Origin of the sequence: Massilia psychrophila, from assembly GCF_002760665.1 — a bacterium.
GTDB lineage: Bacteria > Pseudomonadota > Gammaproteobacteria > Burkholderiales > Burkholderiaceae_D > JAFCUW01.
This window is the reverse complement of record NZ_PDOB01000005.1, coordinates 43,495-68,591: the sequence shown is the minus strand read 5'-3', so window position 1 is coordinate 68,591 and position 25,097 is coordinate 43,495. Positions and strand designations below refer to the sequence as shown.

21 protein-coding genes and 1 pseudogene are annotated in these 25,097 nt (G+C 62.2%); 10 read left to right on the top strand and 12 right to left on the bottom strand.

Annotated features, from left to right (window positions below):
• Nucleotides 1-101 precede the first annotated feature (101 nt).
• Complete coding sequence (locus CR103_RS05175) at nucleotides 102-2,453, bottom strand: penicillin-binding protein 1A (RefSeq protein WP_099914945.1); 2,352 nt, start codon at nucleotides 2,451-2,453, stop codon at nucleotides 102-104.
• A gap of 228 nt (nucleotides 2,454-2,681) precedes the next feature.
• Nucleotides 2,682-4,196, bottom strand: a complete 1,515-nt coding sequence (locus CR103_RS05170; protein ID WP_099914944.1) for a peptide MFS transporter — start codon at nucleotides 4,194-4,196, stop codon at nucleotides 2,682-2,684.
• A 276-nt stretch (nucleotides 4,197-4,472) separates the two neighbouring features.
• On the opposite strand from CR103_RS05170, the gene ppnN reads away from it, so the two are divergent.
• From ppnN to CR103_RS05155, 3 genes are all read left to right on the top strand, one after another.
• Nucleotides 4,473-5,843 (top strand): nucleotide 5'-monophosphate nucleosidase PpnN, encoded by a 1,371-nt coding sequence (gene ppnN / locus CR103_RS05165; protein ID WP_099914943.1) that lies wholly within the window; start codon nucleotides 4,473-4,475, stop codon nucleotides 5,841-5,843.
• Between the two features lie 223 nt (nucleotides 5,844-6,066).
• The gene (locus tag CR103_RS24055; protein ID WP_099914942.1) at nucleotides 6,067-6,378 is read left to right on the top strand and encodes an antibiotic biosynthesis monooxygenase family protein; all 312 of its coding nucleotides are present in this window, start codon (nucleotides 6,067-6,069) and stop codon (nucleotides 6,376-6,378) included.
• Nucleotides 6,379-6,616: 238 nt separating this feature from the next.
• Nucleotides 6,617-7,324 (top strand): NAD(P)H-binding protein, encoded by a 708-nt coding sequence (locus CR103_RS05155; RefSeq protein ID WP_143752521.1) that lies wholly within the window; start codon nucleotides 6,617-6,619, stop codon nucleotides 7,322-7,324.
• A 67-nt stretch (nucleotides 7,325-7,391) separates the two neighbouring features.
• On the opposite strand, the gene lysS is transcribed toward CR103_RS05155, so the two are convergent.
• The 4 genes from lysS to CR103_RS22470 form a co-directional block, all read right to left on the bottom strand.
• Nucleotides 7,392-8,924 carry a lysine--tRNA ligase gene (gene lysS, locus CR103_RS05150; protein WP_099914940.1) on the bottom strand — a complete coding sequence of 511 codons (1,533 nt, stop codon included), beginning with the start codon at nucleotides 8,922-8,924 and terminating at the stop codon, nucleotides 7,392-7,394.
• Between the two features lie 42 nt (nucleotides 8,925-8,966).
• Complete coding sequence (locus CR103_RS05145; protein ID WP_099914939.1) at nucleotides 8,967-9,632, bottom strand: HAD family hydrolase; 666 nt, start codon at nucleotides 9,630-9,632, stop codon at nucleotides 8,967-8,969.
• 3 nt (nucleotides 9,633-9,635) lie between these two features.
• A protein-coding gene (gene prfB, locus CR103_RS05140) for a peptide chain release factor 2 (protein WP_143752520.1) occupies nucleotides 9,636-10,740 on the bottom strand; the annotation gives its coding sequence in 2 pieces (ribosomal slippage) (nucleotides 9,636-10,658 and nucleotides 10,660-10,740; 1,104 coding nt in all).
• Nucleotides 10,741-10,933: 193 nt separating this feature from the next.
• Entirely contained in the window at nucleotides 10,934-11,101 is a 168-nt protein-coding gene (locus tag CR103_RS22470; protein WP_180279282.1) for a hypothetical protein, read from the bottom strand.
• Between the two features lie 71 nt (nucleotides 11,102-11,172).
• Here CR103_RS22470 and CR103_RS05135 point away from each other — a divergent pair, with 71 nt between their 5' ends.
• Together CR103_RS05135 and CR103_RS05130 are read left to right on the top strand one after the other, a co-directional pair.
• Nucleotides 11,173-11,649 (top strand): phosphate-starvation-inducible PsiE family protein, encoded by a 477-nt coding sequence (locus tag CR103_RS05135; RefSeq protein WP_099914938.1) that lies wholly within the window; start codon nucleotides 11,173-11,175, stop codon nucleotides 11,647-11,649.
• 270 nt (nucleotides 11,650-11,919) lie between these two features.
• Nucleotides 11,920-13,931 (top strand): annotated as a pseudogene (locus tag CR103_RS05130) (bifunctional 2',3'-cyclic-nucleotide 2'-phosphodiesterase/3'-nucleotidase).
• Between the two features lie 108 nt (nucleotides 13,932-14,039).
• Here CR103_RS05130 and CR103_RS05125 read toward each other — a convergent pair.
• The 4 genes from CR103_RS05125 to CR103_RS05110 all read right to left on the bottom strand — a co-directional run bounded on the left by CR103_RS05125 (nucleotide 14,040) and on the right by CR103_RS05110 (nucleotide 17,507).
• Nucleotides 14,040-14,360 carry a DUF2288 domain-containing protein gene (locus CR103_RS05125; protein ID WP_099914937.1) on the bottom strand — a complete coding sequence of 107 codons (321 nt, stop codon included), beginning with the start codon at nucleotides 14,358-14,360 and terminating at the stop codon, nucleotides 14,040-14,042.
• 63 nt (nucleotides 14,361-14,423) lie between these two features.
• Nucleotides 14,424-15,107, bottom strand: coding sequence for an RES family NAD+ phosphorylase (locus CR103_RS05120; protein WP_099914936.1), 684 nt, complete (start codon nucleotides 15,105-15,107; stop codon nucleotides 14,424-14,426).
• Between the two features lies 1 nt (nucleotide 15,108).
• Entirely contained in the window at nucleotides 15,109-15,546 is a 438-nt protein-coding gene (locus CR103_RS05115; RefSeq protein ID WP_099914935.1) for an antitoxin Xre/MbcA/ParS toxin-binding domain-containing protein, read from the bottom strand.
• A gap of 80 nt (nucleotides 15,547-15,626) precedes the next feature.
• Nucleotides 15,627-17,507, bottom strand: a complete 1,881-nt coding sequence (locus CR103_RS05110; protein WP_099914934.1) for a potassium transporter Kup — start codon at nucleotides 17,505-17,507, stop codon at nucleotides 15,627-15,629.
• 194 nt (nucleotides 17,508-17,701) lie between these two features.
• Between CR103_RS05110 and CR103_RS05105 the strand changes: the two genes are divergently transcribed.
• Nucleotides 17,702-18,115: a GNAT family N-acetyltransferase gene (locus tag CR103_RS05105; RefSeq protein ID WP_307719676.1), complete on the top strand. Its 414-nt coding sequence runs from the start codon at nucleotides 17,702-17,704 to the stop codon at nucleotides 18,113-18,115.
• An 80-nt stretch (nucleotides 18,116-18,195) separates the two neighbouring features.
• Here the strand turns inward: CR103_RS05105 and recJ are convergent, their stop codons facing one another.
• Nucleotides 18,196-19,890 (bottom strand): single-stranded-DNA-specific exonuclease RecJ, encoded by a 1,695-nt coding sequence (gene recJ / locus CR103_RS05100; protein ID WP_099914933.1) that lies wholly within the window; start codon nucleotides 19,888-19,890, stop codon nucleotides 18,196-18,198.
• Entirely contained in the window at nucleotides 19,887-20,906 is a 1,020-nt protein-coding gene (locus CR103_RS05095; protein ID WP_099915016.1) for a hypothetical protein, read from the bottom strand. The genes recJ and CR103_RS05095 overlap by 4 nt, the downstream gene beginning before the upstream one ends.
• Before the next feature lie 144 nt (nucleotides 20,907-21,050).
• Here CR103_RS05095 and CR103_RS05090 point away from each other — a divergent pair, with 144 nt between their 5' ends.
• From CR103_RS05090 to lolD (CR103_RS05075), 4 genes are read left to right on the top strand one after another with little or no spacing between them, the layout of a single operon-like run.
• Complete coding sequence (locus CR103_RS05090; RefSeq protein ID WP_099914932.1) at nucleotides 21,051-22,316, top strand: lipoprotein-releasing ABC transporter permease subunit; 1,266 nt, start codon at nucleotides 21,051-21,053, stop codon at nucleotides 22,314-22,316.
• Nucleotides 22,309-23,076 (top strand): lipoprotein-releasing ABC transporter ATP-binding protein LolD, encoded by a 768-nt coding sequence (lolD, locus tag CR103_RS05085; protein WP_099914931.1) that lies wholly within the window; start codon nucleotides 22,309-22,311, stop codon nucleotides 23,074-23,076. The genes CR103_RS05090 and lolD (CR103_RS05085) overlap by 8 nt, the downstream gene beginning before the upstream one ends.
• Entirely contained in the window at nucleotides 23,073-24,362 is a 1,290-nt protein-coding gene (locus CR103_RS05080; RefSeq protein ID WP_099914930.1) for a lipoprotein-releasing ABC transporter permease subunit, read from the top strand. The genes lolD (CR103_RS05085) and CR103_RS05080 overlap by 4 nt, the downstream gene beginning before the upstream one ends.
• Nucleotides 24,355-25,077, top strand: a complete 723-nt coding sequence (lolD, locus tag CR103_RS05075; RefSeq protein ID WP_099914929.1) for a lipoprotein-releasing ABC transporter ATP-binding protein LolD — start codon at nucleotides 24,355-24,357, stop codon at nucleotides 25,075-25,077. Before CR103_RS05080 ends, lolD (CR103_RS05075) begins: the two co-directional genes overlap by 8 nt.
• The last annotated feature ends 20 nt before the right edge of the window (nucleotides 25,078-25,097 follow it).

Genomic DNA, 25,097 nt, shown 5'->3' with positions numbered 1-25,097 from the left:
CCAATTTGTGGGGTTTTTTAAAAGTGTCTTAGAGACTAAGGACTTATCATAACCGTCACATCGCAAAATCCCAAGCGCCTTGATCGGTCTTTACACGGCGCCTAATTGGCTGGCTGGGCCGGCGCGGACACCGGTTCCGCCTCGGCGGCGGCAACCGGCGCCTGCTCGACGTCGATTTCCCTGAACTGCGCATTTCCCGCGTACTCCGCATAGATCCAGTCGTCGTCCTGGCGCATGACGCCCTCGGGCGTCGGGCGTTCCTGTTCCGCTCGGCTGGACAGGGCCACGCGCATGTAGTCGATCCAGATCGGCATTGCCAGCGTGGCGCCGAATTCGCGCGCGCCGAGCGACTTCGGCTCGTCGTAGCCCATCCACGCAACGGCCACCACATTGGCGCCGTAGCCGGCGAACCAGCCGTCTACGGCGTCGCTGGTGGTGCCGGTCTTGCCGGCGATGTCGGCCCTGGACAGCTTTTTGGTGGCGTCGGCGCCGGTGCCGTAGCGCGTGACGTCGCGCAGCATGCTGTCGGTGACGAAGGCGTTGCGAGCATCCAGCACGCGGTTCGTTTCCAGGCCGGCGGCCGGCGCATGCGGTTCAAAGATGAGGACACCGCGCGCGTCTTCGATTTTGCTGATCAGGTAGGGCTGCACCGCGAAGCCGCCGTTGGCGAACACCGCATACGCGCCGGCCATCTGCAGCGGCGTGACGGCCCCGGTGCCGAGCGCCATCGTCAGGTTGTTCGGATGGCGTGCCGTGTCGAAGCCGAACTTGCCGAGATAGTCGTTCAGGTACGGTACGCCGACCGCGCGCAGCAGGCGCACCGATGCCACGTTTTTTGACTGGGCCAACGCGCGGCGCATGGTGATGGGACCATCATAGATGCCGTCGTCGTTTTGCGGCGACCAGGTCTTGCCGGCGTCTTCGCCGGGCATGTCGAGCGCCGCATCGAGGATCAGGGTGCTTGGTGAAAAGCCTTTTTCGAGCGACGACGAAAACAGGAAAGGCTTGAGCGCGGATCCCGGCTGGCGCCACGCCTGGGTCACGTGATTAAATTTTTGCAAATTGAAATCGAAGCCGCCGACCAGCGCGTGGTAGGCGCCGGTGCCGGCGTCGATCGACACGAACGCGGCCGACACCTGCGGCAGTTGCACGATGCTCCAGGTTGGTTTGCCATTGAGCTTGCCATCGCTGCTGACGCGCACGATCGCGCCCGGCGTCAGCCGCAGCGACTCCTTCGCCTTCGGCGCCAGGGCGGCGCCGGCGAACTTCAGACCGGCGCCCGTAACGTCGATGGTCTCGCCGTCGACCGTCTCGACCCGCACCATCTTTGCCGACGCCTCGAGCACCACCGCCGGCAGCAGGCCGTCGCTGGAGCTGCGCTTCTGCAGCGCCTCGTCGATGGCGTCGGCGCGTTCGATCGGGTCGGCCGGCAGCGCCATTCGCGCTTCCGGGCCGCGATAGCCGTGGCGCTGGTCGTAGGCCAGCACGTTGCGGCGCAGCGACTGGTAGGCGGCGTCCTGGTCGGCTTTCCTGATGGTGGTGGTGACCACGATGCCCCTGGTGTACGCCTCTTCCTTGAACCGGGCGTAGACCACCTGGCGCGCCAGTTCCGCGACGTATTCGGCGTGGGTGTCGTATTCCTGCCCCTTTGGATTGACTCGCAGCGGCTCGGCCAGCGCCTTTTGGTAGTCGGCCTCGCTGATGTAAGCCAGTTCGCGCATGCTTTTGAGGACCACGTGCTGGCGCTCGCGCGCGCGTTTCGGATTAGCCACCGGATTGTGGCGCGCCGGGTTTTGCGGCAGGCCGGCCAGCATCGCCATCTCGGCCACCGACAAATCTTCGAGCGGCTTGCCAAAGTAAATTTTGGCCGCGCTGCTGAAACCGTAGGCGCGCTGGCCAAGGTAGATCTGGTTCATGTACAGCTCGAGGATCTGGTCTTTCGACAGCGCGCCCTCGATCTTGTAGGCCAGCGCTACCTCATTGAGTTTGCGACCGATCAGTTTGTCGCGCGACAGGAAGAAATTGCGCGCCACCTGCATCGTGATGGTCGAGCCGCCCTGGCGAAAGCCGCCGCGCAGGTTCGCCCTGGCAGCGCCCATCGCGCGGATCCAGTCGATGCCGCCGTGATCGTAAAAGCGCTTGTCCTCGATGGCCAGCACCGCCTTCTTCATCAGGGGCGGCACTTTCTCGATCGGCACGAAGTCGCGGTGCTCCTCGCCGAATTCGCCGATCAGAACATGGTCGGCAGTGTAAATACGCAGCGGGATCTTCGGCTGGTAGTCAAGCACCGCGCCGATCGGCGGCACGTTCGGCACGATCACGGTCAGCGCGTAGACGACGGCGCCGACGACGACCAGCAGGGCCAAGGCGGCAAGGGCGGCGAGAATGAAGAAGCCACCCGAACGCAGCGCAGATTTGGCCCGGCGCGCAGGCAGCTTGGTCGATGATGTCAAAAGAGTCTCTCCAGGTAAGGCCGTGCCAATAATGACGGCCGAATCCGGCAAATTATAAGCCCGGTTGGGTTCGCCGCAAGCTTACGCTGCCGCCGCCGCGGCGTCGCCGGGCGATTGTGAAAGGGCGGGGGGCGATACCATTTGCGGCTTCGCGCAATACCTGTTGAAAGTGCTCCCGCAATGAAAACGGCGGCCCGCAGGCCGCCGTCGTGGCACGATGTGCGGCGCTTATTTTACGCCGTGCATCAGTTTCTGGATTTGCGGCGCCAGCAGGAACAGCAACACGCCGCCGGCCGTCAGCGACCAGAAGCCGAAGGTATAGCCCGACAGCGCCGACGCCACCGACATGCCCGACTGGCCCGACACGTGGCTGGCGAAGATGCCCGACAGGTTGTTGCCGATGCCGGTCGAGAGGAACCAGCCGCCCATGCCCAGGCCAACCAGGCGCACTGGCGCCAGCTTGGTGGTCATCGACAGGCCGATCGGCGACAGGCACAATTCACCGATCGACTGGATCCAGTAGACGGCGAACAGGGTCCAGAACGGCACCTTGTTGATGGTCGGATCGACCAGGAACGTCAGCGCATACATCAACAGGCCGAAGGCGACGGCGTTGAAGAGGATGCCGATGCCGAATTTGCGCGGGATCGACGGGTTCGCATTGCGGCGGCCCATTGCGATCCACACCCAGGCAATCAGCGGGGCGCAGACGATGATGGCGACCGAGTTGACGCTCTGGAACCACGCGGTCGGGAACGTGGACATGCCAAACACGTTGGTGCGGTCGACGATGTTCGCGGCCAGGAATGTAAACGAGCTGCCGGCCTGTTCAAAGAACATCCAGAACAGGATGTTGAAGGCGAAGATGATCAGGAGGGCGATGGTCTTGTCGCGCGCAGCCTTGCCGTCGCGGATGCCTTCGAACATCAGCATCACGACCAGCCCGAGAAACAGGATCGACAGCACTATCTGCAGGTTGGCGGCGCCCGCCTTGAGCAGGAAGTACATGACCGGAATCACGGCGATGGCGCCGATCGTGACATATACCATGCGCATCGGGTTAATGGCTTTTGCGTCAGGCGCGCCGATGCCCTTGAGCGTGTGGCGGCCGATGGCGAACCATACGAGGCTGATCAGCATGCCGATGCCGGAAGCGATGAACACGACCTTGTAGGCCGGGGTGTCGTTGAGGTTGGCGAACTTCTGGGCCAGCAGCTGGGTCAGGATCGGCGCGAAGAAAGCGCCGGCGTTGATGCCCATGTAGAAAATGGTGAAGCCGGAATCGCGCCGCGTGTCGCTTACCGCGTACAGTTTGCCGACCATGGTCGAGATGTTCGGCTTGAACATGCCGTTACCGACGATGATGGTGGCCAGGCCGACTTTAAAGATGTCCGGATCGGGAATGGAGATGGCGAACAGGCCCACGGCCATGAAGGCGGCGCCGATCAGGATCGAACGCTGGTAGCCGATGATTTTGTCGGCGACGTAACCGCCGAACACGGCGCCGGCATACACCAGCGCGAGGTAGGAACCGTACGTCAGGTTGGCATCGGCCTGGCCGGCGGCTGCGCCGGCGTGAAACTGGGTGACGATGTAGAGCACCAGTGCCCAACGTATGCCGTAAAACGCGAAGCGTTCCCAGAATTCGGTCATGAACAACATCCACAGCGGACTAGGGTGACCTAAAATCTGCTTGAACTCCGGTATTGCGACTGGCTGGCCAGGTGTAGCTGCACCGCTCATGCGGGATCTCCCGTAATAATTATAATTGGATTAATCATATGGAGAACCGATGGCCCGAAGCGCCGCAGGTTTTGCAAGCAGGCCGGACCGTCGATTCCAATGGGCTGCATTTTAATGGAAATCGGCCGCCGCCAGCGAATTTTTGCCGGATGTGTTATTTAGCCGTTTGCCGCGGCGCGCCCGCAGGCGGAAATCCGCAACCCAAAGGGTGCCCAGTTGTCGTATATTGGCATTGCAGGCTCGTACGCTCCACCGAATCAACAAAGGAATTTGCACATGGACCACGACATTGTCGACACCCTGATTTCGCCCGAAGGCCGGCTCGAAGTGCTGTCAAAAGCGGAAGTAGCCAAACTGCTCGACTCCGGCAAGGGAGGTCTGTATCAAGTCTTTCGCAACTGCGCGCTGGCGGTGCTGAACTGCGGCAGCGCGATCGACGACGGCAAGGAACTGCTGGAACGCTATACATCGTTTGACATCAACATTATCCAGCGCGAACGCGGCATCAAGCTCGACATCCGCGGCGCGCCGGCGATCGCTTTTGTCGACGGCAAGATGATCAAGGGGATCCACGAGCATTTGTTCGCGGTGCTGCGCGATATCGTCTTCGTCAGCAACGAGGTCACCGACAACCCGAAGTTCGATATGTCGAGTTCGGAAGGCATCACCGATTCGGTATTCCACATCCTGCGCAACGCCAACGTGCTGCGCCCGCAGCGCAATCCCAACTTGGTGGTGTGCTGGGGCGGCCATTCGATCAACCGGGTCGAGTACAACTATTCGAAGGAAGTCGGCTACCAGATGGGGCTGCGCGATCTGGACATCTGCACCGGCTGCGGTCCGGGGGCGATGAAGGGGCCGATGAAAGGCGCCACCATCGGCCACGCCAAGCAGCGCCTGACGGGCGGGCGCTATCTCGGCATTTCCGAACCCGGCATCATCGCCGCCGAGTCGCCCAACCCGATCGTCAACGACCTGGTGATCATGCCCGACATCGAGAAGCGGCTCGAGGCCTTCGTGCGCATCGGCCACGGCATTATCGTGTTCCCGGGCGGCGCCGGCACCGCCGAGGAAATCCTGTACATCCTCGGCATCCTGCTCCATCCCGATAACGCCGGGATGCCGTACCCGCTCATTTTTACCGGCCCCGAATCATCGCGCGATTACTTTAAACAGATTAACGAGTTTATCGGCGCTACGCTTGGCGAAGCGGCGCAGCAGCGTTACAGCATCATCGTCGACGACCCCGAAATGGTGGCGCGCGAGATGCAGGTGGCGATCAAGCAAGTGCGCGAATTTCGCAAGTCGCGCGGCGACGCGTATTATTTCAATTGGCTGCTCAAGATCGACGAGGAATTCCAGCGCCCGTTCAAGCCGTCGCATGAAGCCATGCGCAGCCTGTCCCTGCACAAGAACCAGGCAACCCACCTGCTGGCGGCCAACCTGCGGCGCGCGTTTTCGGGCGTGGTGGCGGGCAACGTCAAGGACGAGGGCATCCGCGCGATCGAGCAATTCGGCCATTTCGAAATCCACGGCGATGCCGCCATCATGGGCCCGATGGACGCGCTGCTGTCGTCCTTCGTCGCCCAAAGCCGCATGAAACTGCCGGGCAAGACGTATGAGCCGTGCTACCGGGTCATTCAGTAAGGGTATCCAATCAGGGACAGGAAACGCAGCGGGAACTCAAGCAAGTCCCCGCTGTTGTGGCGGCCTGTACTTGGCAGCCGCCGTTGAGTGATAGACTGGTCTCGGCCAGAAGCGGTCCTTCGCGGCTGTAAACATAGCAAGGGGCCCTGTTGCCTAAACTATCAACGGCAAGCTGCTATTCACTTGCGACCGGCAGGGTTCGGCCACAACCCGACAGGATGTTATGCACGCGATTTACTTTAGATGGAAAGTAGCCTCTGGTCGTGAGCGAGACTTCGAGCACGCCTGGCTGGAACTCACCGAACTTATACGCGATGAGCGAGGCGGTCTAGGGTCGCGTTTGCATCGGTGCGCCGACGGCCACTATTTTGCGTACGCTCAATGGCCGTCCGAACTCTTCTGGGCTACACAACCCGAGCCTACTGCACGCATGGTCGAGCTGCGAAATCAGATGCGTGAATTCGCTGAACTTGTAGATGGCCCACTTCGGGGTGACGTCGTTGCCGACCTCCTGATATCGGTAGCTCCCGACTAAGGGAACAGGCTGGCGATAGCATTCACAGGCGCGAGTGACCGGTTAGGGCCGAAAGCGGTCTATCAATTCCATGTCTTGATAACGAGGATCGCGCCGATCCGAAATGCCTGCCTGGTTCGCCGCTTTCTGCCCGAAGCGACTTCGACCCACATCGTTGTCGACCTGTTGACATCGGTTTTCTGGCAATTCGGATGGTTATTAGTCCCGTAGGAAGTTGATCTTTCGATTGGAGCAAACTATGTCTGGTAGAACCGCAATTATCTTGGGGGCATCAGGATCAGTTGGGCAGGCCCTCCTCGCCGAAGTAGTGCGCTGTGGCGGTTTCAGCCGGATTCTTATCATGACGCGGCGGCCACTCAATTTACAATCAGGCGCGCAGGTTGAAGAGCGGCTAGTGCCTGATATGGCGCCAAACGAGCTGAGTCAAGCTGTTGTCGACGCACTGCGCGAGCTTGGCGGCGAGGTACTTGGGTTCAGTGTTTTAGGGGTCGGGTCTGGCACTGCGCAACTTTCTTTAGAAGCGCACCGTGCCGTCGATGTCGATCTCAATGCAGCATTTGCCCGGGGCCTGAAGGCGTCAGGAAAAGTCCAACATCTGGTCTTCATGTCGGCAATCGGTGCCGACCCTCATTCCAAAACTACCGGTTCGGGTGCGGCAGGAATGGCGCGCTATTCTCGCGTCAAAGGCGAGGCTGAAGCAGCCGTAAGAAGACAGGGACCGGCCGTCGTGAGCATCTTTCGTCCAGCCATAATTATCGACTCCCGGCATACTCCGTGGCTACTCTCAGCTGTTCTGCCGCTCTTTGCGCCGTTAACGCCGGCGAAGTTCCGTTCTATTCGGACCACTGAGATTGCTCAAGCAATGGTCGCTATCGCCTTGCACCCTGCGCCGCACAGTGCGATTTACAATTACCCTGAAATGATGACGCTGATCGCTGGCAGATGACGTCGCCCGTGTGTGCCGGGCCATAGACATCCACAATTTATTTCGGGTAGGCGCTTAATACAAGGCTTTACTCTTCCCGGCGCAAATGCGGGAACAAAATCACGTCGCGGATGTTCGGCGAATCGGTAATCAGCATTATCAGGCGGTCGATGCCGATACCGCAACCGCCGGCCGGCGGCATGCCGTATTCGAGCGCGCGAATGTAGTCGGCGTCGTAGAACATCGCCTCTTCATCGCCCGCGTCCTTGGCCGCGACCTGCGCCAGGAAGCGCGCCGACTGGTCTTCGGCGTCGTTAAGCTCCGAAAAACCGTTGGCGATTTCGCGCCCGACCATGAACAGCTCGAAGCGCTCGGTGATGCCGGGCGCCGTGTCGGAGGCGCGCGCCAGCGGCGACACTTCGGCCGGGTAGTCGACGATGAAGGTCGGCTCCCACAACTGCGCTTCGGCGGTTTCTTCGAACAGCGACAGCTGCAAGGAACCCAGGCCCGACGTCGCGAACGGCTTGACGCCGAATTTCTGCAGCTCGGCTTTCAAAAACACCATGTCGTGCAGCTGCTCATGGCTGTAGCCGGGTGCGTACTTGTTGATCGCTTCGACGATGGTCATGCGGTGGAACGGTTTTGACAAGTCCAGCTCGCGCCCGCCGTAGGTCAGCTGGGCGGTGCCGTGGGCGTCGACCGCGGCCCGGCGGATCACCGCTTCGGTAAAATTCATGATCCACTGGTAATCGGTGTAGGCGGCGTAGAACTCCATCATCGTGAATTCTGGATTGTGGCGCGGCGACACGCCTTCATTGCGGAAGTTGCGGTTCACCTCGAACACACGGTCGAAACCGCCGACCACCAAGCGCTTGAGGTACAGCTCGGGAGCGATACGCAGGAACATCTCCATGTCGAGCGCGTTGTGGTGGGTGACGAAGGGCTTGGCCGCGGCGCCGCCGGGGATGGCGTGCAGCATCGGTGTTTCGACTTCCATGAAGTCGTTTTCTTCCATAAAGCGGCGGATCGACGACATTGCGGCAGTGCGCGCCTTGAAGGTGCGGCGCGTCTCTTCGCTCATGATCAGGTCGACGTAACGCTGGCGGTACTTGGTTTCCTGGTCGGCCAGGCCGTGAAATTTGTCCGGCAGCGGGCGCAGCGACTTGGTGATCAAACGCAGGGTGGTGACCTTGACGGTCAGTTCGTCGGTCTTGGTCTTGAACAGCGTGCCCTCGACGCCGAGGATGTCGCCCAGGTCGTAGTGGTGCAGCGCTTCCATGGCGGCCGCTCCCGTCAGGTCGAGCGTGGCGTAGATCTGGATGCGGCCATCGGCGCGCGCGCCCGACGCGTCCTGCAGCGTGGCAAAGGCGGCCTTCTTGCCCGCTTCGCGCTTGAGCATCATGCGCCCGGCCAGCACGACGGCGACCGGGTTCGCTTCGAGTTCTTCGCGCGTCTTGTCGCCGAACTCGGCGTGCAAGGCGGCGGCCTTGTGCTGCGGACGGAAGTCGTTGGGGAAGGCAACGCCCTTTTCGCGCAGCGCGGCCAGCTTGGCGCGGCGCTCGGCGATGATCTTGTTTTCGTCGGCCGGTTGCGCGGCCTGGTCTACGATGTCGGTGGTCATGAGAGTCTGGTGTGTGAGGTTTATTGTAGCGAACGGCGCTGATCAGGCGGCGAACAGGGCGTCGATATCGAGGCCCGAAAAATCGGCGGCGATGGCGACGACGTTGTCGAAATCGGCAAACGCCGCGGCCGGCAGGGTAGTGGTCAGCACCACGCAGCGCATGCCAGCGCGGCGCGCCGCTTCCACGCCCAGCGGCGCGTCTTCGAACACGATGCAATGTTCGGGCGCGATTGCGCAGCGCTCGGCGGCGAGCAGGAAGCCGTCGGGATGGGGCTTGCCGCGCGCGACATTGGCGGCGCCGACAACGACGTCGAAATGGCGCCGCAAGTCGAGCCCGTCAAGCGTGAACTCGATGTTGGCGTCGGGCGCGGCGGTCGCCACGGCCAGCACCACGCCTTCCATCCTGGCGCGGTTGACCAGCGCATCGAAACCGGCGACGGTCTTGCGGTGCGGGCCGTACAGGTCGCGGTAAACCGCTTCCTTCTCGACGTTCAGTCGCGCCACTTCGTCGTCGCCCAGGTGTTCGCCCAGGTGGGCGCGGATGATCTCCTTGCCCTGGCGCCCGGCCGTGGTGCGAAAGAACGCGTCGGCATCGATCGCCATGCCGCGCTGCTCGAAAAACGTGATCCACGATTGCGTGTGGTAGACCATGTTGTCGACGATGGTGCCGTCCATGTCGAAGATGAAAGCGGTTTTTTCGCGGGCCATCGGCTAGACGCCCTGTTTGAGCGAAGCGGCGATGAACTCGTCGAGGTCGCCGTCCAGCACGCCCTTGGTGTTGCCCGTTTCGAAATTAGTGCGCAAGTCCTTGATGCGCGACTGGTCCAGCACGTACGAGCGGATCTGGTGGCCCCAGCCGACGTCGGTCTTCGAGTCTTCCAGCTTTTGCTGCTCGCTCATGCGCTTGCGCAGCTCGTGCTCGTACAGCTTGGCCTTCAGCATTTCCATCGCTTCGGCGCGGTTGCGGTGCTGGCTGCGGTCGTTCTGGCACTGCACCACGATGCCGGTCGGGCCGTGCGTCATGCGCACCGCCGAGTCGGTCTTGTTGATGTGCTGGCCGCCGGCGCCGGATGCGCGGTAGGTATCGACCCGGATATCGGCCGGATTGACGTCGATCTCGATCGAATCGTCCACTTCCGGGTACACGAACAGGGACGTGAACGAGGTGTGGCGGCCGTTGGCCGAGTCGAACGGCGACTTGCGCACCAGCCGGTGCACGCCGGTTTCAGTGCGCAGGTGGCCGTAGGCGTACTCGCCCTCGACCTTGAGCGTGGCGGTCTTGATGCCGGCGACTTCGCCGTCGGACTGCTCGAGGATATCGACCTTGAAACCCTTGCGCTCGCAATAGCGCAGGTACTGGCGCAGCAGCATCGAGGCCCAGTCTTGGGCTTCGGTACCGCCGGCGCCGGCCTGGATATCGATGAAGCAGTTGTTCTGGTCCATTGGATGGCCGAACATGCGGCGAAATTCCATGCCTTCGACGACCAGCTTGATGGCATCGGCATCGACGATGACGGCTTCGAGCGTGTCGTCGTCGTTTTCTTCGCGCGCCATGCCGAACAAATCGTGCGCATCTTTTAAGCTGGCATCGGCTTTTTGCAGCGTATGCACGACGCCTTCCAGCGCTTTTTTCTCTTTGCCGAGTTCCTGGGCGCGTTTAGGATCGTTCCAGACGGTCGGATCTTCTAGTTCTTCGTTGACTTGTTCGAGCTTCTCTGACTTTTTATCGTAGTCAAAGATACCTCCGAAGTTCGGCTTCGCGACCGGTCAGGTCGTTGAGCAGGGCGGAGAGGGCGTTGATGCGTTCGGCTTCCATGGCGTTTTTTCCGGTCTTGAATGAGATGAATCGAACCGTCGATTATACCCGAAGGGGACGCCCGGGACCGGTTGAGGTATCGACTCGACAGCGTAGCCGGACTTCGTCGAGGTTCGTGCCCGCAATGCCTTTTTTCACGCCAACAGCCCGAATGCGCCGGCGAGCGAGATGAGCGTCACCATTTCGGTACGCATCAGCGGCGAGTGGGTGAACAGCGCTTCTTCAGGGTCGCGCGGCGCACCGCTGCAGTCAGCCGCAAAAACAGGGCAGTGACCAGATTAATCCAAAGCAATTGCGTGGGTAGCATCGGGCCGGTCATGGCGACGACATGGCCGCGCGCTTGAAGCGCTTTGATCAGCATGGCACAAGATCGCGGTACTCTCATATTACAATCGAAATCTATCGTTGCGGCCATGTCAGCAGGAGATCCAGATGAGCCAAAATATTACGCCCCCGCAGCCTCCATTGCCCTTGAACGATCCTCTCATCAAGGTGCTGGTGAAATTGATACGCTTTGCCGTGCGAATCCTGGCCGTGCTGATGGTAATGGTGATCTGGTGGGGGGTGGCAGATGTCGGCTACGTGCTGTATTCACGCATTGCCGCCCATCCGTACTACCTGCTTGAAATCAGCGATATTTTGGCCGTCTTCGGCGCGTTCATGGCCGTGCTGATTGCAATCGAAATCTTCATCAACATCGCCAGCTATCTGCGCGATAACGTCATCCATATCAAAGTTGTCCTGGCGACGGCGTTTATGGCAGTCGCCCGCAAGGTCATTGTGTTGGATTACAAAGTGGTCAGTTCTGACTATGTGTTCGCCACCGCTGCGCTAGTGCTCGCACTGGCCGTCGCCTATTGGCTGGCGGTGGTGAAAAATACCTCGATAGAAAGCCATGGCGAACTGTGAGGAAACTGATTGATTGCGCATAGCGCCTGTCGAGTTCGCCGCGCTCGGCTGTGTTCCCCGGCGAGCGCGCCAAGGGCACCGATCTGGCGTTGGGCGGTGGATGTTCGTCCTCCGCCCAGTTTAGCGCAGACCCTGCGCCGCCCGTGCGTCGCGGATATCGATCACGCTGTCGCCGTTGATGTCGCGGCAGTCCCCCGGCATCAAGCTTGTTGCCGGGCGGCGCACTGCGTATCATGCGGTCGATCCTCATCTTTCCCAAGGAACCTTGCCATGCGTGCTCAGTACTGCCTGCCTCTCTCCTTGCTGATCAGCGCCTGCGCGGCGACCGGGGGCGGCGCCCCGTCCCCGGTCGCCGCCGGCGCAACCGCGGTGCTGGCGGTGCTGGAAACCACCGACGTCCATTCGAACCTGCTCGGCTACGACTATTACAAGCTGGCGCCGGACCCGTCGTTCGGGCTGGACCGCACCGCCACGCTGATCGCACAAGCGCGCAAGGAGTACGCCAACACGCTGCTTCTCGATAACGGCGACACCATCCAGGGCACCGCGCTGGCCGATTACCAGGCGCTGGTGGGCCGCTGCGATGCGACCAGACGCTGGCCGTCTACAAGGTCATGAACCAGCTCGGCGTGGAGGGCAGCGGCATCGGCAACCACGAGTTCAACTACGGCCTGGCTTACCTGAACCAGGTCACCGGCAGCCGCTTCGACGTCGACGGCGTCGATCCAGCCAGGCCGCGCTGCGCCGGGCCGGCTTTCCCGCAAGTGCTGGCCAATGTCTACAGCAGCAAGACCCAAACCCAGCTGTTCGCGCCGTACCGCATCATTTCCAAGCAGGTCAGCGCGTTCGATGCGCACGGCAAACCGGTCAGTGCGATTGTCAACATCGGCATCATCGGCTTCACGCCGCCGACCATCGTGGCCTGGGACCAGCGCTGGCTCGAGGGCAAGGTCTACACCGAAGGCGTGGTTGAAACGGCGCTGAAATACATCCCGCAAATGCGCGCCGAGGGCGCCGACCTGGTGATTGCGATCTCGCACGGCGGACTGGACGCGGCCGCGTATTCGCTGTCGATGGAGAACGGCAACTACCATTTATCGAAGGTGGCTGGCATCGACGCCATGCTGATCGGCCACTCGCACCAGGTGTTCCCGGATGCTGCCAGCCGTGTCGAACAATTCAAGCTGCCCGGCGTCGACAAGGTGGCCGGCACCGTCAACGGCGTGCCGACGACGATGGCCAATTTGTGGGGCAAGCATCTCGGCGTCATCAAGCTGCACCTGAACTACGACGGCGCGCGCTGGTTGGTCGACAAGCGCCTGACCACGGTCGAGGCGCGCAGCACCCAGCGCGCCGATCAATCGTTCGTCGCGCCGGATGCGCAAGTGGCGGCGCTGATCGCCGGCGAGCACGCGGCCACCATCGCGTACGTCAAGACGCCGCTTGGCACCAGCGACTACCGCATGTCGAGCTATTTCGCCGACGTCGGCGACATGTCGGCGATCGCCATCGTCAACCATGCGCAGCTTGACTACGTGGCGCGCTACGTCAAGGCGAACTTGCCGCAGTACGCGGCGCTGCCGGTGCTATCGATGGCGGCGGCGTTCAAGATCGGCTCGGCGGGCGTGAGCGATTTCACCGATGTCCCGGCCGGCAGCGTGGCGCTCAACAACGCGGCCGACCTGTACCTGTATCCGAATTCGCTGCATGCGGTAAAGGTCGACGGCGCCGGCCTCGCAGCCTGGTTGGAGCACGGTGCGGCGCGCTTCAATACGATCGACCCGGCGAAAAATGCGGCGCAGGAGCTGGTCAATTCTGGTTTTCCAAGCTATAACTTCGACACACTGACCTCGGCCGACGTCAGCTACGAGATCGACGTCACGCAGCCAATAGGCCGGCGCATCGGCAAGCTGGCCTACCGCGGCAAGGCCGTCGAGCCAATGCAGCAGTTCATCGTGGCGACGAATAACTACCGGGCCAGCGGCGGCGGCGGTTTTCCGGGGCTCGACGGCAGCAAGACGGTGCTCGCTTCGCCCGACGCCAACCGTGACGTGCTGATCGCGTACATCAAGACGGCAAAGCAGCTGACGGCCGCCGCGCACGGGGTGCAGCGCAGCTGGCGCTTCGCAAAGGTGAAGACGGCCGGGCCGGTGGTGTTTCGATCAAAGCCGGGCATGATCGAACTGGCGCGGGCGGCGGGACTGAACAATGTGGCGCTGCTGCGGCTTGACGATGGCGGCGGCAAGGGGTTCGCGTTGTACTCGGTCGATCTGTCGCAATAAGCTTGAGCGGTTTGCGCACTAACGAGGTCTCCGCATGCGCCATGACCGCCCGGCATGCACGGCGTGCTCGCGCACGCGGGACCCCATTTCTCACCTCCAGGGCGCAGCCTAATTTAGCTTCGCCTTCTCCGCCTGTACCAGCACGAACGGGCTGACCACCGCGGTCCACAGCACGGCTTGCCCTTCGCTCCAGGCTTGTGCCTGTTCGACCGTTACCTTGCCGACCCTGGAGTCGGCCATCCAGCGCGCAATGCTGTCCTTGTCGTCGTGCGAAATGCGCACCGCGACGTCGATCAGGTCCAGGTCGGGGCTGACGAACACCACCGTGCCCTGGGCAAAGTGGCGCTCCAGTTCGGCCCACGGCAGGCGCGCGGTCTCGCGGTTGATCTTGATGCGCAGTTCGGTATCGTTATCGGGATTGGTATTCATAAGCACGGTAAAAAAAATTGGTCAGATAAACTCGGTCAGATCGACTCGGTCAGATCGACTCGGTCAGATCGACTCGACGCCTGGCGTCGGCGAACCCGCCCATGTTAACCGATACGCGCGGCCCTTGCGCACGTTCCCCACCAGGGCCGGTCGAAAGCACGCCAGGTTGGTGCCGTTGGTGCGCCGCACGCTGGGAAAAATCACTCCCATCGAGCCGGCTTCCAGCAGCTCGGCGGCCAGCTCTTGCGAAGCGATGTAGCTGTCGGGCGCGAGTACCCGGGCATTGCCGCGCGCGCCGCGCAGGTCGTGGAAGGTGGCGGTAAAATCGGCCAGCATGGTCTGGTAGCAGACGCTGTCGTCGAAGCGGTCGATCTCCTGGTACTCGACCGTCTTGTGGAAGATGATCTCGGCGAGCGCCGTTTCCGGCTCGAACGCGCAGTACCAGGCGCCGCGTTCGTCGTCGCTGAAGCGGTTGCCCTCGGGGCGGGCGTACGTAAAAGCGGCGTTGATGATGCGAAAATTGGGCACGCCGAACACCAGTTCATCGACGCCGATGCTGGGCAGGCCGCCGTATTCGCCGCGCAGGCGCTCGTTGGTGGCGTTGTCGAGGTCGAACAGGTCGCCCAGCATGTCGTTATGGTCCGCCAGCGGCGCCAGGACCGAGTCCTCGGCATCGGCGAAGCGCGACGGGATCAGCCAGCAGGTATCGAACTGGCGCAGCGCGGTCTGTTTCGGTGCCGCGGCCAACTCACAGGCCCCCGCGCCGCGCGTCGAGGAGCTTACGCACCGTCTGCATCGCCAAAATGCCACCGGCCAGCATCTGCGACAGCGGGGTGCGCCCGCCGAATACCGGGTTTTTGTTGGGCAGGCCGACCCACTCGTCGGCCAGCTTGTCGCCGTACAGGATGTGCAGCGCCTTGTAGATACCGATCAGGTAGGAGATGCGGGTGATGCGGTCCACCTCCAGCACCCGTTGCGGGTTCTTCTTCCATTCGTAAAAGGCGGATGAGGACAGGCCGCCGAGCAGTTCGCGGGCGTCTTCGTCGCGCAATTGCCAGGCCGCGGCCAGCCTGAAAAACCCCTTCAAGGCGGACTTCGAGAGCCGCTCGCGCTCGGCGCGCTGGTTCAGGTCGACCAGGACGGCGGGCTCGAAGCGACTTTTTGGATAGGCGTAAGCGAGATTCATGATTACTCCGGTTAAGGATGTTTTATACTCCTTTTAAAATTAAAGCGCAAGCGACGCACCTTGTGTTCTTTTGTCATCCGCTAAATTTCCACTTGCGTGCCGAGCTCGATCACACGGTTCGAAGGCAGTTTGAAATAGTCTGCCGCATCGCGCGCATTTCTAGCCATCGAGGCGTACAGACCTTCTCGCCACATCGCCATCCCGGCTCCTGGGGTCGCTATGATGTTTTGCCGCGCAATAAAATACGAGGTCTCCATCGGCTCGAAGGCCAACCCATACTGCGCAGCCAATTCCAGATCAGCAGGCACGTTGCGGGACTCAACAAAGCCATACAACAGATCGACCTGATAACAATCATTTCCCAGCGGTTCTACCTTGATGCGCTCCGAGGTCGGCACAAACGGAATATCGGTCGAGATTACTGTCAGGAAGACGACGCGCTCGTGAAGGACCTTGTTGTGCAGCAAATTGTGGAGCATCGCGTGAGGAACACCGTCTCCTTCCGTCCTGAAAAAGACCGCCGTACCCGGAACCCGATGCGGCGGCGTGTTAAACAGACTTCCAAGAAATTCCGGCAGGGGAATGAGGTGAGCCTTTAAATTGTCGAAGACCAGCTCGCGCCCTTTACGCCAGGTAAGCATGATGGTCACCATGATCGCGCTGATCACCAATGTGAACCAGCCGCCACTGACGATCTTGAGACTGGTCGAGGCGAACAGCGTGACGTCGAACACGAGAAAGAAAGACGTAGCGCCGATGGCGACAAACCACGGGTAGTTCCAGCCATACCTGACCACGAAGAAGGTCAGCAGCGTTGTCGTCAGCATGGTGGCGGTGGCGGCGATGCCATACGCCGATGCCAGATTCGTCGATGAGCCAAAAGCGACGACGGCAAATACGACCGCCCCGAACTGCAGCCAGTTCACCAAAGGAATATATACTTGTCCTTGCTCCTGGCTTGAGGTGTGCAAAATTTGCATACGCGGCAAAAAGCCCAGCGAGATCGCCTGTTGGGCGACCGAGAAGGCGCCGGAAATCGTCGCCTGGGATGCCACTACCGCCGCTACCGTTGAAAGTGCAACGAGCGGGTAGATGCTCCACTCACCGAGCTGGTAAAAGAAGGGATTGACAGCTGCTGCCGGGTTCGATAGCAGCATTGCCCCTTGGCCAAGATAGTTCAGTGCCAGCGCAGGAAAAACCACAGAAAACCACGCCAGTCGTACCGGTTTGCGCCCGAAATGGCCCATATCGGCGTACAAGGCTTCGGCGCCCGTCAGCGCCAGCACAACGGCGCCCAACGCGACGAAAGCGAACCATCCATTTGCACGCAGGAAGTTGAAAGCATACAAAGGATTTAACGCCGCCAGGATCTCGGTGTTCTCAACGATGTTCACCACACCCATTGCCGCCAGCGTCGTAAACCATACCAGCACGATGGGGCCAAACCATTTGCCGATGCCACCTGTGCCGCGGTGCTGGACCCAGTACAGGCCGGCCAGCACGGCAAGTGTCACCGGAATCACGTAAGGTTTGAATGCGGGCGTTGCCACCTCGATCCCTTCGATCGACGACAGCACGGTAATCGCAGGGGTAATGACGCCATCGCCGAAAAACAGGCCGGCACCGATCATGCCGAGCAACATGACCGGGTAATAAAATCGGGAATTTTGCGTTACCGATTTCAGCGCCAGGGCCGTCAGCGCCATGATTCCGCCTTCGCCCCTATTGTCGGCCCTCAGCACCAGCGTCACGTATTTGAGCGAAATGACCACGATGAGGCACCATAAAATCAGTGACACCACGCCAATCACGTTCGCCGGCGACACAGCAATCCCATGCGCGGGAGAAAATACCTCTTTCATGGTGTAAAGCGGGCTTGTGCCAATGTCGCCGTACACCACCCCAATGGCGCCCAAGGTCAGGGTGGCGATGCCGTTTTTTTTTGTCGATTCAGTTGTCATTCTGCAGCCTGGTTAAGTCGTGTCGCATTGTAACGAGAATTTTTCAAAAGACCAGTTTGTCGCGTTACGCCAGCCGGGCTGGCGCCGGCGAATAGCACGCCAGGCTTGTTTAACCACCCGTCGCGCTAAAAGTTTCCATATAATCAATGTTGCGCAAACTTGACCCCGACATAGTGCGACCGAATGACATCCCCTTGTATCGACAGGCAAACAGCAGCGACATCCCTTCGATGTCGGCAATTCGGCTCGCCGTCGCTGAAAATACACTATCGGACCCGGCCCGCATTACCGTACAGATGTATGAAGATTATCTTGAAAAATCGGGACGTGGCTGGGTCGCCGAGAGTAAGGGAGAAATCGTCGCTTTTTGCTACGCAGACGGGGAAAAATCGTCTATTTGGGCATTATTCGTCAGTCCGGCACACGAAGGATGCGGTTTCGCAAAGACTTTGCTCAGGCTGGCCGTGGAGTGGCTGTTCGAACTGGGTCATGACTGTGTTCGCCTGAGCACGGGTGCCGGCACGAGAGCGGATCGATTTTACGAAGCACAAGGTTGGCTCCGGCAACCGGATGGCTCGTCCGACGTTAATTACCTGATGACGAAGTGATCAGGCGATAGTCAGCATGTGCGTAGCTGATGTGCCGACTGACGCGCGTGTGTGCGATCGCATAAAGCGGTGAGCCGAGGTCAGGCCGCTTCCGCGTGCTCGACCATCAGCTGCACCTTGGTAACGCCGTTGTATTCGTTGGCGTCGAGCCGGAAGGCGACGCGGGCGCGCTCGCCGAGCGAGGCGGTGTGGCCGAACCAGATGGCGTCGTAGCGCTGGCCGTTGCGCTCAAGTAACAACTTGAGGTGGCGCTCCTTCAGGATGCGCTGGCTGACGACGCGAAATTCGTCGCAGAACACGGGCGGCGCGAAGCCCTGGCCCCACACCTGGCTGTCGAGCAGGTCGATGAAGCCGGTGGTGTAGTAGGCGTCTTCGAGCGGACCGTCGGTTTCGATCACGCGCTCGAGCTGGGCGGCGCTGAGCCAGGCCTGGCCGACCGCCTCGAAAGCGGCCGAAAATGCGTCGAAGGCGTCGGCGCGGATGGTCAATCCGGCCGCCATCGCGTGGCCGCCGAATTTGTCGATCAGGCTGGGCGCGCGTTTCGACACCAGGTCGAGCGCATCGCGCAAGTGAAAGCCCGGAATCGAACGGCCGGAGCCTTTGATCCAGCCGTCCTGCCCGGGGGCGAAGGTAATCGTCGGGCGGAAGAATTTTTCTTTCAGGCGCGAGGCGACGATGCCGATCACGCCCTGGTGCCAGCCGGCGTCGAATACGCTGATGGTGCTGCTTGTGGCAGGCTGGAAGTCGTCGAGGTGGAGCAGGGCAGTATCCTGCATATCGGCTTCGATTTCGCGGCGCCGCAGGTTGATGTCGTTGAGCTGCTGGGCGATGGCCCAGGCACGCCCTTCGTCGTCGGTGACCAGGCATTCGATCCCGAGCGACATGTCGTCGAGGCGGCCGGCGGCGTTCAGGCGCGGGCCGAGCGCAAAACCAAGGTCGAACGGCGAGGCGACGCGCGCCTCGCGCCCGGCGACGCGAAACAGCGCTGCCACGCCGGCGTGCATGCGCCCGGCGCGCATCCGCTTGATGCCCTGGGCGACCAGGATGCGGTTGTTCGGGTCGAGCCGCACGACGTCGGCAACAGTGCCCAGCGCCACCAGGTCGAGCAGGCTGTCGAGTTTCGGCTGGCTGGCGGCATCGAACACGCCGCGGCGGCGCAGTTCGGCGCGCAGCGCCAGCAGCACGTAGAACACGACGCCCACGCCGGCCAGGTGCTTGCTGGGAAAGCCGCATTCGGGCTGGTTCGGGTTGACGATCACGCGCGCTTGCGGCAGCGTATCGGCCGGCAGGTGGTGGTCGGTGACGACGACCTCGATGCCGCGCCGATTGGCCTCCGCCACGCCGTCGATGCTGGCGATGCCATTGTCGACGGTGATGATGATGTCGGGCGACTTTTCGCGCGCCGTCAGTGCGACGATCTCGGGCGTCAGGCCATAGCCGTATTCGAAGCGGTTCGGCACGATGAAGTCGACGATGGCACCCATCGAGCGCAGGCCGCGCATGGCGGTGGCGCAGGCGGTGGCGCCGTCGCAGTCGTAGTCGGCGACGATCACCATCTTCTTGTTGGCGGCGATGGCGTCGGCCAAAAACACCGCGGCGGCATCGATGTGGAGCAGGCCAGCGGGGGCGATCAACGCCGCCAGTTCGGTCGACAGCTCGCGCGCATCGGTCAGACCGCGCGAAGCGTACAGGCGCGCCAGCACCGGATGCACGCCGTCCTGGCGCAGCATCTCGGAAGTACGGAACGGGCAAGGGCGGGTGGTAATGCGGGTCATGGCAGCAATCGGTCGAGGGTCGGGCGGCGCCAGAACTTGCGTTGCGCCAGCGACGTTGTGGTGAATTCAGCGAGGGCGTTGCGGTGGCTGAGCACCAGGCGCGCCTTGCCGGCGCTGCCCGCAAGCGCGCCAAGCAGCGGGGTAAACAAGTCTTTTTCGAAGCGCTGCATATGCTGCAGCCAGGCGGCCCAGTCGGCGGCGAGCGCAGCTTCCATCAGGCTGGCGTCGCAGAACGTGAAGTCGCGCCCCGCCGCCAGCAGCTCGGTAAACGAGGCGCCGTGCTTGTGCGCGATGGCCGCCAGCCAGGGCGGCGCGCCGGCGCAGGCCAGGTTCGACGTCGGCGAAGCCACGTCGAGCCCGCTGGCACCACCCCATGGCCAGAACGAGTTGATGGCGCCAAAACCGCGCGCTTCGCGTTCGACATTGGCGGGGTGGCCATGCCACAGCATCTGCACTTCGTTTTGCAGCTTGCGGTAATCAAGTGCGCGTTCTCCAAGCGGCAGCCAGTCGGTCAGGTTCATGGCGGTGGCGGCATCGAGCGAGGCGGTGTCGAGCGCGGCCCAGCCGTCGGCGCGCATGAACCAGGTCATGGCGTCGCCATACAACAGGGTGTGGCCGCGGTCGTCGAAATACGGCCGGGCGCTGTCGAACAGGGCTCGCGAATGCGATTCGACCAGCCCCAGGCGGCGGCTGTCGGTCATCATCAGAAAGGTGCGCGAGATGACGATGTGGGCCGGGTTGACGATGAACCAGTTGCCTGCGGCCGGGTCGAGCCCGTAACCGCGCATCGCCGCCGCCGCGAACGGCAGGGTGCGCCCGGCCGCCAGGCCGAGCGAGCGGGCCAGCCACAGCTCGTGCGGCAGCGCGCGCGCGTCCGCGGCGGCCGCATTGGCCTGCTGCGACGAGGTGCGCGACAACAGTGCCGCCAGAACAGGCGCATCGAGCGCGCGTACCAGGTCGGGGGCAAGCTCGGGTGGGGGCAGGGCGAACGGCAGGACAAGTGTAATTTCAGTCATGTACTCATTGTAGGCCATCGGCCGCCCGCGACGCTAATCCGGCGCCAGGGGGAGGCCGGCAATGATTCAATAGTGTCAAGCTCTGTTGTGTACCTGCTTTGTATGGCACACTGCGTCCTCACAAGGATCTACCCGCCGGAGCTCATGAGTATCATCGACAATCTGCCGTACGAATGGCTGGTCGGCTTGCGCTACACGCGCGCCGGGCGGCGCAGTAGCCGCAACAGCTTCATTTCGTTCATTTCCCTGATCTCGGTGGCCGGCATCGCGCTCGGCGTCGCCGCGCTGATCGTCGTCCTGTCGGTGATGAACGGCTTTCGCAAGGACGTCACCGACCGCATGCTGTCGGTGCTGGCGCATATCGAAGTGCTCGATCCAGGCGCCAGCATGGGCAACTGGCAGGACGTGATGAAAGACGCATTCAAGAACCCGGCGGTCAAGGGCGCGGCGCCGTTTGTCCAGACCCAGGGCATGCTGCTGCGCGAAGGCGGCATGCGCCCGGCGATGATCCGCGGCGTGCTGCCGCTTGATGAACCGAACGTCTCCGACGTCGCCAAAACGCTCACCCAGGGCAGCCTGGCGGCGCTCAAGCCAGGTCAATTCAATATCGTGATGGGCTACGCGCTGGCGCGCTCGCTGGGCCTGCAGATCGGCGACAAGGTGACCATGGCGCTGGCCCAGGCCCAGGTGACGCCGGCCGGCATGGTGCCGCGCATTCGCTCGTTTACGTTGGTCGGCGTGTTCGAAGCTGGTCACTACGAATTCGATAACGGCATGGCTTTCGTCCACATGGAAGACGCGCAGAAGATGGAGCGCCTGAGCGCGCCGTCCGGCATCCGCCTGCGCATCGCCGACATGCACCAGGCGATAGAGGTCGCGCAGCAGCTGCAGGCCAGCCTGCCCGGGCACCTGGAAGTGCGCGACTGGTCCAAGCAGAACAAGACCTGGTTTGCCGCCGTGCAGACGGAAAAAAAGATGATGCTCATCGTGATGGCGCTGATCATCACCGTGGCCGCATTCAATCTGGTGTCGACCCTGGTGATGACGGTGACGGACAAGCAGGCCGACATCGCCATCCTGCGCACGCTCGGCTCGTCGCCGCGCTCGATCATGAAAATATTTATCATCCAGGGCGCCGTGATCGGGATCCTCGGCGCCCTGGCCGGGGTCGCTCTTGGCACCGTGGTGGCGCTCAATATCGACGTCATCGTGCCGTTCTTCGAACAGCTGTTCGGGACCCAGGTTTTGCCAAGCGATATATACCAGGTGAGCGCCTTGCCGTCGGACCTGCGCTGGCCGGACGTGTTCGGCATCGGCGGCATTGCCGTGCTGATGGCATTCCTGGCGACGATCTACCCCAGCTTCACGGCCTCGCGCGTCAAACCGGCGGAGGCGCTGCGCTATGAATGAGTCTGTAAATGAGTCTGTAAGCAAGCCGGTTCAAGCCCCTGTGCTGGCGTGCCGGGGACTGGGCAAGACCTACACCCAGGGCGCCTACCAGGTAAAGGTGCTCGACAAGGTGGATTTGGACGTCCGCCGCGGCGAGCACGTCGCCATCGTCGGCGCCTCCGGCTCGGGCAAGTCGACCTTGCTGCACCTGTTGGGCGGGCTCGATACGCCGAGCACGGGATCGGTGACCTTGCAGGGGCTTGACTTTGCCACCCTGTCGGAGACAAAGCGCGGCGACCTGCGCAACAGCTCGCTCGGGTTCGTCTACCAGTTCCACCACCTGCTGCCGGAGTTTTCGGCGCTCGACAACGTCGCCATGCCGCTCCTGATCCGGCGCGAAAAGCGCGCCACCGCGCTTGAGAAGGCGGCGGCGATCCTGGCGCGTGTCGGGCTGTCAAAACGCGCCATCCACGTGCCGGGCGAGCTGTCCGGTGGCGAGCGCCAGCGCGTGGCCCTGGCGCGCGCATTGGTGACGCAACCGGCCTGCGTGCTGGCGGACGAACCGACCGGCAACCTCGATTCAGCCACCGCCCAGCAGATCTTCGCATTGATGCTCGAGCTCTCTGGCACGCTGGGCACGGCGTTTGTGATCGTCACCCACGATATCGAACTGGCGCGCCGCTGCGACCGCGTGCTGCGCTTGACCGAACACGGGCTGCAGGCAGAGGAATCCGTACTGTCAGCACCACCATCAACACTTTTCAGCGGCGCCAATTCATGAGTTTCATCGACAAACTGCCGTACGAATGGGCCGTCGGCATACGCTACACGCGCGCCGGCAAGCGCAGCGCGCGCAACAGCTTCATCTCGTTCATCTCGCTCATTTCGGTGTCGGGCATCGCGCTCGGCGTGGCCGCGCTGATCGTGGTGTTGTCGGTGATGAACGGCTTTCAAAAGGAAGTCACGAACCGCATGCTGTCGGTGGTGGCGCACATCGAAGTCTACAATGCGCGCGGCAGCATGCCCGACTGGCAGGCAAGGATGAAACAAGTGTTGCAGAACGGCGCCGTCAGGGGCGCGGCGCCGTTTGCCGAAACGTCCGGCATGCTGATGTCGGACGGCGTCATGAAGCCGGCGATCCTGCGCGGCGTGCTGCCTCAAGAGGAATCGAAGGTGTCGGACGTGCCAGGCAAGATCGTCGAGGGAAAATTCGATGCCTTGCGGGCCGGCGAAATGAACATCGTCCTCGGCATCGAACTGGCCCGTTCGCTGGCGCTAAAGGTCGGCGACAAGGTCACGCTGGCGACGGCGCCAAACGGAAGCACGGCGGGAGGCACGGCACCAGGGGCGTTGTCAGCGATGGCGCCGCGCATGGTCAATTTTACGGTCGTCGGCATTTTCGAGGCGGGCCACTTCGAATACGATTCAGGCCTGGCCTTCGTACACATGGCCGATGCACAGGCGCTTGCCAACCTCGATGCGCCGGTCGGCCTGCGCCTGCGCATCGCCGACCTGCACGATGCGCCGCGGGTGGCGCAGGAACTTGGCCGCACCATGTCGCGCGACCTGGTGTTCGTCGACTGGGGCAAGCACAACCCGACCTGGTTTGCGGCCGTGCAAAGCCAGAAGAAGATGATGTTCATTATCCTGGTGCTGATCATCGCGGTTGCCGCATTCAATTTGGTGGCCACGCTGGCGATGACGGTCACCGACAAGCAGGCCGATATCGCGATCCTGCGCACCCTCGGCTCTTCGCCGCGCTCGATCATGAAGATCTTCATGATCCAGGGGGCGCTGATCGGGATCGCCGGCACCGTGGCCGGGGTGACTGGGGGTGTCCTGCTGGCGCTCAATATCGACGTGATCATCCCGTTCATCGAACGGGTTCTGGCAATCCAGTTCCTTTCGAAAGATATCTACTTCATCAGCGCGTTGCCGTCCGACCTGCGCTGGCCGGATGTGTTCGGGATCGCCGGCGTGGCCATCGGCCTGGCCTTCGTGGCGACGTTGTACCCGAGTTTTGCCGCCTCGCGCGTCAAACCGGCGGAGGCGCTGCGCTATGAATAATTCGGTAAACCAGCCGCTACAAGCGCCAGTGCAAGCGCCGGTGCTGTCGTGCCGCGGCCTGGGCAAAACCTATACCCAGGGTGCCTACCAGGTGAAGGTGCTCGACAAGGTGGATTTCGACGTCCGCCGCGGCGAGCACGTCGCCATCGTCGGCGCCTCCGGCTCCGGCAAGTCGACCTTGCTGCACCTGCTGGGCGGGCTCGATACCCCGACCACGGGATCGGTGACCTTGCAGGGGAAAGATTTCGCCACCCTGTCGGAAACAAAGCGCGGTGACTTGCGCAATAGCTCGCTCGGTTTCGTCTACCAGTTCCACCACCTGCTGCCGGAGTTCTCCGCACTCGACAACGTCGCCATGCCGCTCCTGATCCGGCGCGAGAACCGCGCCTCTGCCGTCAAAAAGGCGGCAGCGATCCTCGAGCGTGTGGGGCTCTCGCAGCGGGCCATCCACGTGCCGGGCGAACTGTCCGGCGGCGAACGCCAGCGCGTGGCCCTGGCGCGCGCATTGGTGACGCAGCCGGCCTGCGTGCTGGCGGACGAACCGACCGGCAACCTCGATTCAGCCACCGCGCAGTCGATCTTCGCGCTGATGCTCGATCTGTCGAAGCATCTCGGCACGGCGTTCGTCATCGTCACCCATGACATCGAACTGGCGCACCGCTGCGACCGCGTGCTGCGCCTGACCGAGCACGGCTTGCTGCCGGCCGAAGCGTAGTCGGGATACCCGGACCTGGA

Bases quoted from the DNA above. Each gene is read 5' to 3' on its own strand.
- CR103_RS05170 (WP_099914944.1), bottom strand. From the start codon at position 4,196: ATGAGCGGTGCAGCTACACCTGGCCAGCCAGTCGCAATACCGGAGTTC.
- CR103_RS05090 (WP_099914932.1), top strand. From the start codon at position 21,051: ATGAGTATCATCGACAATCTGCCGTACGAATGGCTGGTCGGCTTGCGC.
- lysS (WP_099914940.1), bottom strand. From the start codon at position 8,924: ATGACCACCGACATCGTAGACCAGGCCGCGCAACCGGCCGACGAAAAC.
- CR103_RS05125 (WP_099914937.1), bottom strand. From the start codon at position 14,360: ATGAATACCAATCCCGATAACGATACCGAACTGCGCATCAAGATCAAC.
- CR103_RS05110 (WP_099914934.1), bottom strand. From the start codon at position 17,507: ATGACAACTGAATCGACAAAAAAAAACGGCATCGCCACCCTGACCTTG.
- lolD (WP_099914929.1), top strand. From the start codon at position 24,355: ATGAATAATTCGGTAAACCAGCCGCTACAAGCGCCAGTGCAAGCGCCG.
- lolD (WP_099914931.1), top strand. From the start codon at position 22,309: ATGAATGAGTCTGTAAATGAGTCTGTAAGCAAGCCGGTTCAAGCCCCT.
- recJ (WP_099914933.1), bottom strand. From the start codon at position 19,890: ATGACCCGCATTACCACCCGCCCTTGCCCGTTCCGTACTTCCGAGATG.
- CR103_RS05115 (WP_099914935.1), bottom strand. From the start codon at position 15,546: ATGAATCTCGCTTACGCCTATCCAAAAAGTCGCTTCGAGCCCGCCGTC.
- CR103_RS05080 (WP_099914930.1), top strand. From the start codon at position 23,073: ATGAGTTTCATCGACAAACTGCCGTACGAATGGGCCGTCGGCATACGC.
- CR103_RS24055 (WP_099914942.1), top strand. From the start codon at position 6,067: ATGCACGCGATTTACTTTAGATGGAAAGTAGCCTCTGGTCGTGAGCGA.
- CR103_RS05155 (WP_143752521.1), top strand. From the start codon at position 6,617: ATGTCTGGTAGAACCGCAATTATCTTGGGGGCATCAGGATCAGTTGGG.
- CR103_RS05145 (WP_099914939.1), bottom strand. From the start codon at position 9,632: ATGGCCCGCGAAAAAACCGCTTTCATCTTCGACATGGACGGCACCATC.
- CR103_RS05095 (WP_099915016.1), bottom strand. From the start codon at position 20,906: ATGACTGAAATTACACTTGTCCTGCCGTTCGCCCTGCCCCCACCCGAG.
- CR103_RS05135 (WP_099914938.1), top strand. From the start codon at position 11,173: ATGAGCCAAAATATTACGCCCCCGCAGCCTCCATTGCCCTTGAACGAT.
- ppnN (WP_099914943.1), top strand. From the start codon at position 4,473: ATGGACCACGACATTGTCGACACCCTGATTTCGCCCGAAGGCCGGCTC.
- CR103_RS22470 (WP_180279282.1), bottom strand. From the start codon at position 11,101: ATGCTGATCAAAGCGCTTCAAGCGCGCGGCCATGTCGTCGCCATGACC.